The organism is Maribellus luteus, assembly GCF_003576475.1.
Taxonomy (GTDB): domain Bacteria; phylum Bacteroidota; class Bacteroidia; order Bacteroidales; family Prolixibacteraceae; genus Draconibacterium; species Draconibacterium luteum.
This window is the reverse complement of record NZ_QWGR01000008.1, coordinates 80,555-95,053: the sequence shown is the minus strand read 5'-3', so window position 1 is coordinate 95,053 and position 14,499 is coordinate 80,555. Positions and strand designations below refer to the sequence as shown.

Annotated in this window: 15 protein-coding genes; 4 read left to right on the top strand and 11 right to left on the bottom strand. The window is 45.4% G+C overall.

All coding sequences use genetic code 11. The features are described 5' to 3' along the window. Positions 1 to 36: 36 nt before the first annotated feature. The gene (rpsO, locus tag D1614_RS14780; RefSeq protein WP_119438734.1) at positions 37 to 306 is read right to left on the bottom strand and encodes a 30S ribosomal protein S15; all 270 of its coding nucleotides are present in this window, start codon (positions 304 to 306) and stop codon (positions 37 to 39) included. Positions 307 to 799: 493 nt separating this feature from the next. On the opposite strand from rpsO, the gene D1614_RS14775 reads away from it, so the two are divergent. Beyond that, the gene (locus D1614_RS14775) at positions 800 to 1,234 is read left to right on the top strand and encodes a hypothetical protein (RefSeq protein WP_119438733.1); all 435 of its coding nucleotides are present in this window, start codon (positions 800 to 802) and stop codon (positions 1,232 to 1,234) included. A gap of 4 nt (positions 1,235 to 1,238) precedes the next feature. On the opposite strand, the gene hydF is transcribed toward D1614_RS14775, so the two are convergent. The 8 genes from hydF to D1614_RS14735 form a co-directional block, all read right to left on the bottom strand. Then, on the bottom strand, positions 1,239 to 2,465 hold the full coding sequence (hydF, locus tag D1614_RS14770) for a [FeFe] hydrogenase H-cluster maturation GTPase HydF (RefSeq protein WP_119438732.1): 1,227 nt from the start codon (positions 2,463 to 2,465) through the stop codon (positions 1,239 to 1,241). A gap of 104 nt (positions 2,466 to 2,569) precedes the next feature. Next, positions 2,570 to 2,890 (bottom strand): hypothetical protein, encoded by a 321-nt coding sequence (locus D1614_RS25675; protein WP_155523341.1) that lies wholly within the window; start codon positions 2,888 to 2,890, stop codon positions 2,570 to 2,572. Between the two features lie 191 nt (positions 2,891 to 3,081). Continuing rightward, positions 3,082 to 3,417 carry a hypothetical protein gene (locus D1614_RS14760; RefSeq protein ID WP_147384235.1) on the bottom strand — a complete coding sequence of 112 codons (336 nt, stop codon included), beginning with the start codon at positions 3,415 to 3,417 and terminating at the stop codon, positions 3,082 to 3,084. A gap of 190 nt (positions 3,418 to 3,607) precedes the next feature. Continuing rightward, complete coding sequence (locus D1614_RS14755; protein ID WP_119438729.1) at positions 3,608 to 5,002, bottom strand: aspartate ammonia-lyase; 1,395 nt, start codon at positions 5,000 to 5,002, stop codon at positions 3,608 to 3,610. 112 nt (positions 5,003 to 5,114) lie between these two features. Further along, entirely contained in the window at positions 5,115 to 5,207 is a 93-nt protein-coding gene (locus D1614_RS26365) for a GxxExxY protein (RefSeq protein WP_119438728.1), read from the bottom strand. Positions 5,208 to 5,284: 77 nt separating this feature from the next. Beyond that, a complete protein-coding gene (hydG, locus tag D1614_RS14745; RefSeq protein ID WP_119438727.1) occupies positions 5,285 to 6,676 on the bottom strand; it encodes a [FeFe] hydrogenase H-cluster radical SAM maturase HydG in 1,392 nt (463 codons plus the stop codon). Positions 6,677 to 6,701: 25 nt separating this feature from the next. Further along, positions 6,702 to 6,947, bottom strand: coding sequence for a TM1266 family iron-only hydrogenase system putative regulator (locus D1614_RS14740; RefSeq protein WP_119438726.1), 246 nt, complete (start codon positions 6,945 to 6,947; stop codon positions 6,702 to 6,704). 220 nt (positions 6,948 to 7,167) lie between these two features. Continuing rightward, positions 7,168 to 8,376 (bottom strand): energy transducer TonB, encoded by a 1,209-nt coding sequence (locus tag D1614_RS14735; protein WP_162304512.1) that lies wholly within the window; start codon positions 8,374 to 8,376, stop codon positions 7,168 to 7,170. 284 nt (positions 8,377 to 8,660) lie between these two features. Here D1614_RS14735 and hydE point away from each other — a divergent pair, with 284 nt between their 5' ends. Beyond that, positions 8,661 to 9,740 carry a [FeFe] hydrogenase H-cluster radical SAM maturase HydE gene (hydE, locus tag D1614_RS14730; RefSeq protein ID WP_241558116.1) on the top strand — a complete coding sequence of 360 codons (1,080 nt, stop codon included), beginning with the start codon at positions 8,661 to 8,663 and terminating at the stop codon, positions 9,738 to 9,740. Positions 9,741 to 10,050: 310 nt separating this feature from the next. Here the strand turns inward: hydE and D1614_RS14725 are convergent, their stop codons facing one another. Both D1614_RS14725 and D1614_RS14720 read right to left on the bottom strand, forming a co-directional pair. Then, positions 10,051 to 10,773: a DUF5715 family protein gene (locus tag D1614_RS14725; RefSeq protein ID WP_119438723.1), complete on the bottom strand. Its 723-nt coding sequence runs from the start codon at positions 10,771 to 10,773 to the stop codon at positions 10,051 to 10,053. A 119-nt stretch (positions 10,774 to 10,892) separates the two neighbouring features. Then, the gene (locus tag D1614_RS14720; RefSeq protein ID WP_119438722.1) at positions 10,893 to 12,476 is read right to left on the bottom strand and encodes a SulP family inorganic anion transporter; all 1,584 of its coding nucleotides are present in this window, start codon (positions 12,474 to 12,476) and stop codon (positions 10,893 to 10,895) included. Between the two features lie 1,126 nt (positions 12,477 to 13,602). Between D1614_RS14720 and D1614_RS14715 the strand changes: the two genes are divergently transcribed. Continuing rightward, the gene (locus D1614_RS14715) at positions 13,603 to 13,944 is read left to right on the top strand and encodes a hypothetical protein (protein WP_119438721.1); all 342 of its coding nucleotides are present in this window, start codon (positions 13,603 to 13,605) and stop codon (positions 13,942 to 13,944) included. Between the two features lie 78 nt (positions 13,945 to 14,022). After that, on the top strand, positions 14,023 to 14,472 hold the full coding sequence (locus tag D1614_RS14710) for a hypothetical protein (protein WP_119438720.1): 450 nt from the start codon (positions 14,023 to 14,025) through the stop codon (positions 14,470 to 14,472). Positions 14,473 to 14,499: the final 27 nt, after the last annotated feature.

Here is a 14,499-nt window from a genome sequence, read left to right as displayed (position 1 = left end):
AAAGGCAACACTCATTGCATTGCCTTTCCATATGAATTACTTACGTAAGTTCAATTCTTTGATGATCGCACGGTAACGTTCGATATCTTTTTTGATCAGGTAGTCAAGTAAACTTCTGCGTTTACCAACCAATCTAATCAATGCACGACGAGTGCTGTGGTCTTTTTTGTTTTGTTTCAGGTGTTCAGTCAGGTGATTGATTCTGAATGTGAACAATGCGATCTGACCTTCAGCACTTCCTGTGTTGGTTGCGCTTTTGCCGTGTTGAGCAAAAAGCTCTTGCTTTTTTTCTGCTGTTAAATACATTTTAAAGAACTTGTTTTTGTTATACAATCTTTAAGTCGCAGCATCGCTATCAATTACAACGACTTAAAATTAATTCGGCGCAAAAATAGGCAAAAGATTTTGATTTACAAACAGATAATTCTCAGAATATTGTAGCTCTCAAACTAGAATAAGGCCAGCCGATCAAAGAGAACAGAAAGGAATATGTTTTTGTTAGTGGTTGGTTTCGAGGATATTCACCAAGATATGTTAATAACTACACATGTAAATACTCTTTTTTGAGAGCTTGAGTTAGTATTATTGTAGTACCCTTATTTTTTATCATTAATTAGAGTTAGGGGTGGCTGGTGAGCTGCCCTTTTTCTACGCCTGCCGATCATGCTTGCCTTTTCCAATCAAAACCAAACTATTCCCCTGATTATTATTCGAATGTTTTGAAACAGGTTGGCTGCTTTTGCAGGTTGACTATTAAACTTTCGGGCGTGTTTCGCGTCCAATCCTCAGATCAAACGGTATGAAACAACATTCACTGTTTTCAAAATTCATTTCGTGGCTGAGCTCGCCGGAAGTTTTTGGGAGTGCTTCAAAGAATCTCGTTGGTACATGGCTCCTTTTTGAATACTACATGGATGAGCGAGAAGAGCTTGTTCATATGCGTGAAATTGACCTTCGCCGTGAAAACCAAAAGGTAGTGATAACTTTCGCCAACGATGAATTTGAGGTGAACGCTCAAATTTCAATCCCTTTGATTCAGCAGCTGAAAAAGGGGCGGTGGAATATTGCAAAAAACTTTATCACCTTTATCGATCCGGCAAATTTTCGCAACAATGTTGAATTTCAGTTTGCTTTTGAAAAAGGCAATCTCAAGCTCCTGAAAAAAGATGAAAGGGGAATGATCGAATTTTTTGGATTCTTTAAACCTGTGGCTGATACTCAGAAATTAAACTGAACGGTTAGCAGGATTTACTTTTGTATAGCTCCAATGCAGCCGGAAAAGGTTGCAGCGCCCGTTCAAAAATCCCCAAAGAATACGCAATGGTTAATCCGTAATTGGTGATGGGTACTCCGGCCTGCCGGGCTTTCATAATGCGGCTGAGCATTTCTCTTCTGTTCCACATGCAGGCTCCGCAATGAATAATTAGTTTGTATTCCGAAACATTTTTTGGGAAATCGTGCCCGCGCATGTTGTCAATCTGCAGTTTTCCTCCCACGTACTGCGTCAGCCAGCGGGGAATTTTTACCGTGCCGATGTCTTCTCCGATCGGATGATGCGAACAGGCTTCGGCAATCAGTACTTTGTCCCCGGCTTTTAGCTGATCAATCGCCATGGCGCCTCGTACCATTTCGGTAAGATCACCCTGGAAGCGCGCGAAAAGAATCGAAAACGAAGTCAACGGGATTTCCGGTGGCGTGTCGGCGGCCACTTTTAAAAACGCCTGCGAATCGGTTACCACCAGTTTGGGCGGCTTGTTGAACCGCGATAAAGCTTCTCTTAATTCCCGTTCCTTTACCACCACCGAAAAACAATCGTTGTCCAGCAGATCGCGGATGCTTTGTACCTGGGGAAGGATCAATCTTCCTTTGGGAGCTTCTTTGTCGATCGGCACGACCAGAACGGCGGCTTCACCCGGGCCTACCAAATCACCCAGGATACTGGGGCGGTTGATGTAATCGTCGGGAGCCGAACGCAAAAGCTTTTGTCTTAAATCGGACATGCCGGCACCGGTTGCAACCGAAGTCTGTACATAGTTGACTTTTACCGAATCAAAATCTGCGGTTAACGATAGATTCTCGGCGTGCAGGTCGCATTTGTTGAAAACGATGATAAAAGGAATGTCGCGGTCTTTCAGCTCATCCATTAACTTTTGCTCGTATTCTCCAAAATCCTGAAAATTGGTAACAATCAGTCCAAGGTCAGTGCGGTCGAAAACAGCCAGTGTTTTAGCAACTCGTTTTTCTCCGAGGTCGCCCACATCGTCAATCCCGGCAGTATCGATGAACAAAACCGGGCCCAGCGGGAGCAACTCCATGGGTTTTTCAACAGGGTCGGTAGTGGTTCCGGCCACTTCCGAAACGATGGAAACCTCCTGTTGTGTAAGGGCATTCAAAATACTCGATTTTCCCGCATTTCTTCGTCCAAAAATGCCAATGTGTAAACGAAATGTTTTTGGTGCCCTCATGTTTAATCTATTGTTTTTATGGATTGTAACCAGAATTGTGTTGCAATGATAGCCAAAAAAAGGGCGCTGTTCGCACCCCTTTCAGAATTATAATCGTTCTTCGATTACTTCTTTGTTCCGCAGCAGCCTTTTTTAGCCGGAGCTTCCTGTTTTTCAGAACCGCAGGTTTTTCCGGAAGCAGCACAGCTTTTCTTTTGTGTTTCCGTGCAGCCGGTTGCTTTTTTTGCATCTTTTTCTTTTACTTCTGCTTTTTTCTTTTCAGTTTTCTTTTTGTCTTTCTCTTCTTCTGAAATTGCAGAATTATTGTCGTCGTCAGCTACAATTGTAACAGCATCTTTTTCTGTTGAAGCAACATTGGTTGAGCTGTTTGCTATTGATACACCGTAGACTGCGACCAAGGCAAGGATCAAGAAAATTTTCTTCATTGTGAATTTAATTTAAGGTTAATGATATTTGATTTTTTACATTAGTTTAAAATGAATGATTTTTTGAATTTTAGTTGTCGGGAAATATACGATTTTTTCCTGAAAATCAACGGAGAGGCATTCAAAACCCCATAAAAAAAGGCCACCTGCCGAATCGACAAATAGCCTCTTTTTGTATAGGAAAAGCTTTCTTACTTTTTCTTGTCGCCGCAAGATTTGCTGCAATCAGCGCTTTTCTTTCCAGCGCAAGCTTCTGACTTAGCAGATTTGTCTGCACATCCTTCAGCTTTCGCGCCAGAACAATCTTTTGATTTGGCAGTTGCGCATCCTTCCGATTTGGCAGTCGCACAACCTTCTGACTTGGCTTCCGATTTGGCAGCTTTTTTCTCTTTCTCTGCTTCAACGTTCTTTTTTCCTTCAACTACAACTGTTGCGTTATCGTCGTAATTTACAACAGGAGCCGAAGTCATTGCCATCGACAAGCCATATACTGCAACAAATGCAAGTGCTAAAAATACTTTTTTCATGATCATCAATTTTTAAGTTATAAAATGAAATAATTCTATCTGTTTTAATTTAGATTCAATATTAATAAGATTCAAATAAAAATCCAAATGAATATTAAGATATTTTTATATTAAACAAGGTTGTTTTTATTTGGAGCTGGATATCAGTTGGTTGGAAAGTGTTAATGACCTGTTAATGCCAATTGATCAATTAGTTGCCTAGTTTGCATACAGCTTCGGGACTGGTATATCCTTCAAATTCTTGTTCTGTTAAATACCCCGATTCAATGGCTGCAGCTTTTACCGTTTTTCCCTGTTCTTTGCAAAGCGTTGCAATTTTACTGGCTTTCTCATAGCCGATGGCAGGGAGTAGGGCAGTAATGGTAGCGGTTGAACTTTCGATGTTGTTTTTGCATACCACACGGTTTGCGGTAATGCCTGTGATACATTTTTGAGTGAAAATCAGCGCAGCATGCGACAAGAGGTCCAGCGAATTCAACAGGGAGTCGGCAATTAAGGGCATGAACTGATTTAACTCGAGATTTCCGGAACTACAAGCAAGTGTAATTACCTGGTCGTTCCCCATTATTTTTATGGCAGCCTGTGCCACAGCTTCGGGAATAACAGGATTGACTTTACCGGGCATGATGGATGATCCGGCCTGTAACGCGGGAAGGTTTATTTCGCCCAACCCGGCATGTGGCCCGCTGGCTAAGAGCCGAAGATCATTGCTGACTTTAAGCAAGTTGGTAGCACAAGCTTTTAAAATACCGGAGACCTCCACAAATACATCGGTATTTTGAGTGCCATCGATCAGGTTTTCACTGCGTGCGAGACCGATGTTGGTGTTTTCGCGAAGTTTGTCGGTTACCCTGAAAATAAACTGCCGCGGCGCCCCCATTCCGGTTCCAATCGCTGTTCCTCCCAGGTTTACCACCCGCAAACGCTCTTCGCATTTGTAGATGCGCCACCGGTCACGGTTAAAGGCTTCCGCGTAAGCACTCATTTCGCGTCCCAAGGTCGTTAGTAGGGCATCCTGTAACTGTGTACGTCCGATTTTAACTACATCTGCAAATTCCTTTTCCTTTTGCTGAAAGGCGTCCTGTAAAGCGAGTATGTTTTGCTCCAGTATTCGAAGCAGACGAATGGCTGCTATTTTTAGCGCAGTTGGATAGGTGTCGTTAGTGCTTTGGTGGAGGTTGACATCGTCGAGAGGTGAAACTGCTTCGTAATTGCCCGGAGCTTTATTCATGATCTGCAAAACGCGGTTGGCAATCACTTCATTCACATTCATGTTCGTGGAAGTGCCGGCGCCACCCTGCATGGCGTCTACTAAAATATGTTCATTCAGCAATCCTGCCGACATTTCGCAACAGGCTTTTTCAATGGCATCCGCTTTGGCTTCATCTTCCCAGTACCCCAATTGATGATTGATCTGCGCACAGGCCAGCTTTACTTCGCCGTAAGCCTTTATCAATTCAGGATGAACCGGTCTCCCGGACACGGGGAAGTTCTCCACGGCTCTTGCAGTGTGGATTCCCCACAAAGCATCGGCGGGAATTTGCTGGGTGCCAAGCAGATCAGTTTCTATTCTTGTCTGTACCATGATTCACCTGATTTTAGGATGAAAGGATTTTGTTAGTGTGAACCCTTTTGAATTGGAGGCTATTAGCTCCAAAATTTATATTTTGATGATCGAATTCAATAGCTAAAACTCTTCAGTAAATTACTTCCTGAAAACGATTTCCGAGAGCCCGGTGAACTTGCATGACACAACCTATTATTTTATGGGTAAGTTCTTCGTGTTCCATATTCTGCCTGATTTCCCATAAAGTTAGGATTAATCAGGCAATCAGGAAAATCCTTGAAATCAGGGTTCAGACTTTTGTTAGCAATAAACATCGTCTCTTCCGGCTTCTACCCGCTTCACCAGTTTTTCAGCACGCTGACGTGCCACGCCCGACATGCTGTCGATGGTTTGCTGAATAAGCTGATTTCCTACTTCAACCGTTTCGGGAGAGGCAAAGTTTTGCAGGTACTCTTTGAACGAACTTACAGCATTGGGGCCACAGTGCAGCTTAATATCACCGGGTTTGGCCAGGTCCATAAAATCCTGCCCGGTGCGGCCAAGCCGGTAACAAGCGGTGCAGAACGACGGGATATAGCCCATTGCAGCGACATCGCGAATTACTTCGTCGAGCGAGCGGTGATCGCCCAGACTGAATTGTCCGGAAATATCGTCTTCTTCCTCGTAGCCACCCGGATTGGTTTTACTTCCGGCAGAGATCTGGCTAACACCCATGGCAAAGGTTTCGCGGCGCATTTTGGCCGTTTCGCGTGTCGACATGATGATGCCGGTGTAAGGCACTGCCAGGCGAAGAATCGCAACGATCTTTTTGAAATCGGCATCCGAAACCGGGTAAGGCGGATTGGAGGCCATATCGCTGTTGGTGGCCGGTTCCATACGCGGAACGCTGATGGTGTGGGGCCCGACTCCGAATTTATCTTCCAGTTCGTTGATGTGCTGAATCATCGCCAGAATTTCAAAACGATAATCAAACAAGCCAAATAAAACGCCGATGCCCACATCGTCGATTCCTGCTTCCATGGCACGGTGCAGCGCCCAAACACGCCAGTTGTAGTCTTTCTTTTTCCCGCCCTTGTGTACCTTGGCGTAAGTTTCGCGGTGGTAGGTTTCCTGGAAAATCTGGTACGTGCCAATATTTGTGCTTTTTAGTTGCTTGAACTCATCCAGGGAAAGCGGCGCCACATTTACATTTACACGTCTTATCTCTCCATGTTCCGATTTTACACTGTAGATAGTCTTTACCGAATCCAGCACATATTGCAAGCCTTCTTTTGGGTACGATTCGCCGGCTACCAGCAAAATGCGTTTGTGTCCCTGTTTGATCAGCACCTCCACCTCGCGGGCAATGTGTTCCTGCGACAAGGCATGGCGGTTAATGCCTTTGTTTGAAGCACGAAAAGCACAGTACAGACATTCGTTGGCACAAAGGTTTGAAATGTAAAGCGGCGCAAACAAAACCAGGCGCTTTCCGTAAATGGTGTCTTTTACCCGGTTGGCGGTATTGTAAAGCTCTTCCAGCATTTCCGGCTCTTGGATACAGGTAAGGACGGCCACTTCGTCGAGTGTGAGGCCTTTCATTTCGGTGGCGCGGGCCAGTATTTCGCGAATTCTGGATGGATCCGGGTGCTGGTTGTTTTCCAGTGCATCCCAAACTTTTTGTTCGTTGATAAAATCGGCAGGTACGTTATACATGGTACTTAAATGTTTAAAGTGGATGTTATTGTTTGGCAAGTCCTGATTTTACTGAAACTCCCGGAATGTTGCCCAGTTTTCCGGTCATTTGCCCCAGTTCGTCGGTAGTGGCATCGATTACGAGAGTAATCACCGAAGCATTCTCTTTTACTTTCGGAAGACCGGTGCGTGCCAGTATCAGTTCCGAAAAATCGCTTAATATGGCATTTACCCGTGCCGCACATTTTTCGCGGTCATCGATGATAATGCCAACAAAACCCAAACGTTTCATTTTATTGAATACTTAAGTTTTAGTCCTGAACGATCAGACTAAAACGGATTAAACAAATAAAACTGCGGGAATACACGGAAATCAGAAGAATCAATAATTCTTTCTGATTAGATGATTTGTATTTTCCCTAAAGTCAGCCGCAGCCTTCCCGCAGGAATCTGATGCAAAAGTATTTACTTTTTCAAGAAAACTATATGAGTTTTGTCGTTTTTGAGAGATGTTATTTATCCCAACGAAGTTCAAAATTAATCGGAGCCGTGTACGCTACCCTGACGGGTTTTCCGCGGTGAGTGCCGGGGTGCTGCCAGGTTGGCATGTTTCTTATTACCCGCAATGCTTCACGATCAAGAACGGGATGTACGCTTTTTATTATTTTGGCACTACTAACCGAGCCATCCTTCTCAATGATGAAAGAGACGTATACTGTTCCCTGGATACCTTTCTGCAGGGCCTCCATCGGATATTGTACCCTATTGGCTAAATATCGTCTAAGTGCTTCACTGTCGCCCGAAAACTCGGGCATGTTATCTACTATGAAAAATACTTCATCGCTGGCGGGGGATGGAAATTCGAGAAAATAGCAAGGCTTTTTTTCCGGATTCCAGGAGGTATTTATCATATCTAATCCCGAGCGGCAGGCATCAAACCATATGATCCGGTTGCTGCAAACCGGGAAGGATATATCCAGGTAGCTGTTTCTGGGAAAACCATCGTATTGGAAAGCAGTGAAGTCATTGAGAGTAGCCAGCCATTCGTTGATTATTGGTTCGATGCAATCAGAATGTCTGAAACGATACATTTCAAGTTTTGCCTGGCCCAGCGTGTCTATATCAAGTACTAATCTGAAGGTTAGGGTATCGGTATTCGTTTGGTTAAAACTCCAGTCGATATTTTCCAGTTCTTTTTTTATAGCCTCCAAACCTCCCGGATAGGTTGGTGGAGAGGAAAAATCAGGACAAGCAATCTCGTTCCCGTTTTTATCGTAACATGTTGTCGAAGTTAAATAACCTTTTTCGAATTTAGCCTTTCGCAGTGTCTTGCCATTTTTGTAAAACGATTGATACCTGCCATTTAGCTTGTTATTTTCATAGGTGGCTGACCATTTCTTTTGTTCATTCTCATAAAACGCATTTTCTTCCCAATTGGGCAGGGCATTCGTGAAAAACTGTGTTTTCCTGATTTTTCCATTTTTGAAAAATACATCTGTCTTTATACTGGAATCATCACCAGGCGTTGATGTAAACATTGTTTCTCCTGTTAAGTAATATCCTTTTTTCTCTCCATGTTGCTGTCCGTTTACATAGGGAACCTCGGCTTTTACCCGTGTTGACGAATAGAGACGATAACACTTGCCGTTAGGGAAAATCAGATGTCTTTGTAGCAGGTCATTGTAGTTGTTTTCATCTATATCCGATACCCTTGCTCCCATTTCCCAAAGTTCAGATAGTTGTAACGTTGATTTAGAAAACAGTTTTACAATAAACTTTTGACTGTCTAAGGGGTGGAGATTCAGTTGTAAAATTTTGTCCCCGGTATAATATTGCGAATTTGCGTTTAAAAATGAGATTGAAAGCAGTAGGACGAAAAGTAGGATTCGGTAGTTCATTAGTAGGTTATGTTTTTATGTACAAAAGTAAATTCTTTCAATAGGGAGACAAATCTTAGGAAGAGTTTTAGTCAGAAAAAACTATTTTTGCTGCACATTCAAAAGCATTGGAAAGACAAGAGATCATACAATTGTTGAAACTGAAAGGTACGGAACGCACAGCTCTGTTGCAACGTGCCCGCGAAGTGAAAATCAAAGAAGTAGGCAACAAGGTTTACTTTCGGGGGTTGATCGAATTCTCGAATGTGTGCTCGAAAGATTGTTTGTACTGCGGTATCCGGAAAGGCAACGAAAAAGTGTTGCGCTACGATGCCAAAGACGATGAAATACTGAATGCCTGCCGCTTTGCGTGGGAGAACCGTTTTGCTTCGGTGGTGTTGCAATCGGGCGAATTGTCGTCGCCTGCTTTTGTGAAGCGCGTGGACGATCTGCTGAAAAAGATCAAGCAACTTTCGAACAACGAGTTGGGAATTACGCTGAGTTGCGGCGAGCAGTCGCTCGAAACTTACCGCCGCTGGTTTGAAAGCGGTGCGCACCGTTACCTCTTGCGGATCGAATCATCAACCCGGGAATTGTACTACAAGATCCATCCCGAAAACGATCATCATTCGTTTGAGAAAAGACTGGAAGCACTGGCTTCTCTTAAACAGGCGGGTTACCAGGTGGGAACAGGTGTAATGATCGGGCTGCCGTTTCAAACGTATGAACACCTGGCCGATGATCTGCTGTTTTTCAAAAAAATCGACATCGATATGTGCGGAATGGGTCCGTACATCGAACACGCCGACACACCGCTTTACGAACACCGGCATGTGCTGATGAGCAAGCAGGAACGTTTTGACCTGGCGCTGAACATGGTGGCGGTTCTGCGTTTGCTGATGCCCGACATCAACATTGCGGCGGCTACGGCTTTGCAGGCCATTGATCCGGCGGGGCGCGAAAAAGCGCTGGCTGTGGGGGCCAATGTGATCATGCCCAACCTTACTCCCTGCGAATACCGCGAAGAATACCAACTGTACGAGAACAAACCTTGCCTCGACGAAGATGCTGAGCTGTGCAGGAACTGCCTCGAAGCGCGCATTAGTTTAGCCGGTGCCGAAATTGGCTACGGCGAATGGGGAGACTCCAAGCATTTTCATCAGCGAAACAAAACAAACATAATTCTGAGGAATCACCAACAGAAATGAAAGTTAAAATGTATACTCCTGTCCGGGATTTGTTTTTGATTTTTAATGCAGGATATCCAATGTAGAATTCCCAATATCCAATTTCCTGCATTTTGTTGGATATTTTACATTCAAAATTGAGAATTGGATATTTTTTAAGATTGACTTTCAGAAAAAAATTAAAGCGAATAGACGCTTAACTATCAGCGAAAACATCGCAGTGGTTTGTTTATGACGCTTAAAGAGGCATTCTGTAATGACTGTTTTGCGGTCTTTGCGTTTTCTTATTTGCTTTGCGTGAACCTTTTTGTGTGTCAGGATGAGGCGCGGGTTAATCGGTGACCGTGATGTGAAAACAGCGTTCGTTGCGTTCGGTAACCACCACGCAGCGGCCTTCTTCCCGCAATTCGCCAATGGCTTCGGAAAGTAATTTACTGGCCCGGCCGTCGGTCACTTCCGCCTCGTTCCACAAAAGCGTACGTTTTACCACCGTGAAATACGGAATATCAAAAGTAGTGGCATACAAATGCGAGGTATTGGGTGACGCATTTCCGTTGCTGCGGCTTAGCTTTTTCTGGTTTTCGGTGGTGCGCAGCAGCGAACTTACCTGGTAATAGTAATGCGGCAGATCGTGCTCGTCCAGTTTTTGCGAGAAGCGCTTGCCCAGTTCTTCCAGGAAATTTTTGGCAGAAGGTGTGAGGTAGGGATGTGAATGAGTGAGCGGACAAATGCGGTAATAACCGTTGTCAGAAATGTGTTCCAGTTTCCCGGTTTTCAGCAGTTCCGGAACACCGGCTTCCAGCTCTTCGTTGGTTTTGAAGCGTGCTATCCCGTTCTGTTGGGCGTATTTCAGGTGTTTTTGGTTCAGGTCTTTGTACCAATCTACTTTTACCGTGCCGATGGGAGCCGGGTGAAGCATTTCGGTTACCTTCTTTTTGGCCGGAAAATAAAGAACGAGCGCTGCAATGGCTATTACGGCCAGTACAATTAAGCGGATCTTGTATTTCTTTTTGAGCCGGCGTTTTTTACGTTTTGTGCGTTTTTCTGCTGTCAATGTTGTCCTGTTTTTCTGAGGTGGAAAATTATCCGAAAATTACGCTGCATCGTGCAACGAACGTTCATCCGGGTGCTAAAGTTGTAAACACGCTTGTGTTAGCCGGGGAAACTCCGCTCTCAGGCTTTCTGCTTCAACAAGCGATTGTAATGGTCGATGGCCACAAAATAGTTGGGGTCTTCCAGCACATTTACATCGCAGATTTTTTCGGCTTTCTTTACCAGCTTGATGCAGTCCTTGCTCAGGTGGCGCAGGTGAATGTTTTTCCCCACTTTCTGGTAGCGCTCGGCGAGTTTGTTGATGGCTTCAATGGCCGACTGGTCCATGATGCGTGATTCCTTGAAATCGACAATCACTTCATCCGGATCGTTTTGAACATCGAACTTGGTTTGAAAAAGGGTCGTCGATCCAAAAAAAAGGGGGCCAAAAATCTCGTAATGTTTGATTCCGTGTTCGTCGGTGCTTTTGCGCGCCCGGATGCGTTTGGCATTTTCCCACGAGAAAACAAGCGCCGAAACAATTACGCCCGATAAAACCGCCACAGCCAGGTCGAAAAGAACGGTTAACCCGGTCACCAGTACAATCACAATTAAATCAGACACCGGAATTTTATTGATGATGTTGAAGGTGCTCCAAGCAAAAGTGCCGATCACCACCATAAACATCACCCCCACCAGGGCGGCAATCGGTATCATTTCAATGTAACCCGACGCAAAAAGAATAAACATAAGTAGCATAATGGCAGCAACAATTCCGGAGAGGCGACCGCGGCCGCCCGATTTAATGTTGATGATGCTTTGCCCGATCATGGCGCAACCACCCATTCCTCCAAAAAAACCGTTGATGATGTTGGCCGTTCCCTGTGCCACGCACTCGCGGTTGCCGCTGCCGCGTGTTTCGGTGAGTTCGTCCACCAGGTTCAGCGTCATCAGCGATTCAATTAAACCCACGCCCGCCAGGATCAGCGAGTAAGGCAAAATCAGTTTCAGGGTTTCGAGGCTAAAGGGAATCAGCGGGACATTAAACGTGGGGAGCCCGGCTTTGATGCCTTCGCCGCCGCCCGACTGGATAAAGGATTTTACGGTCTCGGTTTCGATGTTTCCAAAAATAACAAGGGCCGAAACCACCAGTATCCCCGCCAGCGCGGCCGGTATGGCTTTGCTGATTTTGGGCAGCACAATCATAATGGCCATGGTGAGCGCCACCAGGCCAAGCATGGTGAACAGGGGCGCGCCGCTGAGCCACTCGCCACCCGCTTTGAACATGTTCAGCTGCGAAAGAAAGATCACAATGGCGAGGCCGTTTACAAAGCCCATCATGACCGAATGCGGCACCAGGCGAATAAACTTTCCGAGTTTAAAAATGCCAAAGAGGTTTTGGATGATCCCGGTCAGGATGAGGGCGGCGAACAGGTATTGCAGGCCCTGCATTTCGCCCATGGCATTTCCTTTTTGCACCAGGCTTACCATCACCACCGCCATGGCGCCGGTAGCTCCCGAGATCATTCCCGGGCGGCCGCCAATGAGCGAGGTCACCAGCCCCATCATAAAGGCACCGTACAAGCCAACAATGGGCGAAACTCCCGCCACAAACGCAAATGCCACGGCCTCGGGTACCAATGCCAGCGAAACGGTTAGTCCCGAAAGCAGGTCGTCTTTAACACTTCCTTGTTTTTTATCGATAAACTGAAATTGAAACTTCATAGGTAATCGTTTTGGCGGAACGGTTGCCTGTGTTGGCCCGCAGCAGATTGTTTGCTGATTGTGCGGCTGTCCGTTCGCTGAATATTTGTAATGTGATGTTTTTTGAATCAGCGCGCGAAAATAGGGCTTAATCCCGGGAATATGTTGTTGAGCATGTTTTTTCGGGGATTGTTAATGTAGAGGTAAAGTGCCTGACTCTTTGTTTTTAAGCCGTTGGAAGGCAGCCGGTATGCGTTGTTCTTCTCTGTCCGTTGTTTAGTAAGGAAGCCCGCCGGATATTACTTTTCGGATTGGCGGCAGGTTTGCAAAGGGTCAGGATGATACTACTCTCAGCTGCGGGACGTTTGCAAAAGGTCAGGATGATACTACTCTCAGCTGCGGGACGTTTGCAAAGGGTCAGGATATTATATTTCTGAACAGAGAAACGTTATCCTGACCTCAGGATGATGCATTTCTGATTTGCGACGTGTTTGCAAAANGGTCAGGATGATACTACTCTCAGTTGCGGGACGTTTGCAAAGGGTCAGGATGTTATATTTCTGAACAGAGAAACGTTATCCTGACCTCAGGATGATACATTTCTGATTTGCGAGGTGTTTGCAAAGGGTCAGGATGATACTACTCTCATTTGCGGGACGTTTGCAAAGGGTCAGGATGTTATATTTCTGAACAGAGAAACGTTATCCTGACCTCAGGATGATGCATTTCTGATTTGCGAGGTGTTTGTAAAAGGTCAGGATGATACTACTCTCAGTTGCGGGACGTTTGCAAAGGGTCAGGATGTTATATTTCTGAACAGAGAAACGTTATCCTGACCTCAGGATGATACTTCTCTGAGTTGCGGGACGTTTGCAAAAGGTCAGGATTTCATTACTCTCAACTGCGGCGGCTTCTTTAAATCAGTTAGTTAGCTGTTTTTGGGGTTTCGGAGAAAAAACGGGTATCCGGCACTGACGGGGCGCAGGCTGTAATTCCTTTTTAGCTTATTGTTTGCCCTGGCGAAAGTGGTTGTTGCCTGGTAAGAACTAAAAACATCAGCGGGGTGTTATGCTACTGTATTTCCAATTGTGTTGTTTTTTCGTGAAACAATTCTGAAGGATGGAATTCACCCGGGTAAACAAAAGTTATGCAAGATAAAGTGCGGTTAAGCGATGTGTTTGTATGTGCCGAGGGCAGGCGGGAATTTAGTTTGCCTGAATTGGTGCATTTGCCCTGGCAAAAAAGCTTTTTGCGTTTGATGGAGCAGCGTTTGCAAATGGTTTTTAGCGCCGAAACCGGGGACGTGAATGTATGTTTTGCCGGCGACCGGGGTTTGCGAAACGACTTTAAAACACAGTTTACAGCGGAAGAATTGCGCAGGTACGTGGCAGCGTGTCTTCCGGATGAACGTTTTGTGCTGCACGAAGTCGAGTTACCATTGCCGGCCAACCCGGCGGCCTTTTTTAGCCGGATTGAAGGCAAGCCCTGACCTGGTTCGGAAGCCTGGTTGATTTATCGTGCCGAAAGTGCAGCCTTTTGATGCTGACCGAATGAAAATGAATAAAATATGAAAGACAAAAATTACGCCTGGGCCATTGCGGCCGTATTTATCTGGATCGGTTTTGTGGGGGCCATTAGTTTTATGGAGGCCTGGCTTAAGTTCAGGGCGCCCGGGATAACGGTTGCGCTGGGTCTTGGCATTGGGCGTCTGGTGTTTCAGGTGCTCAACAAAATCGAAATGGTGCTGGCGGTCGTTGTGATCGTAAATTTTTTGTGGCAAAAAATACCGCTCCACCGGAAAGGCGGCGTCCTGTTTTTGGTTGCACTTGGGGTGCTGGTACTTCAAACCGTCTGGCTCCTTCCGGCACTTGACGAACGTGCCGTAATGATGATGGAAGGGCAGGAGGTTCCGGACTCGAAACTGCATTTTGTTTACGTCGCCCTGGAACTTATAAAAACCGTGTGTCTGTTTGTTTTTGGCGCCAAACTGCTAAAAGCAAATAACGCCGGAAGGTAATTGGAGGCCTTCAGCATAAAAATGGAA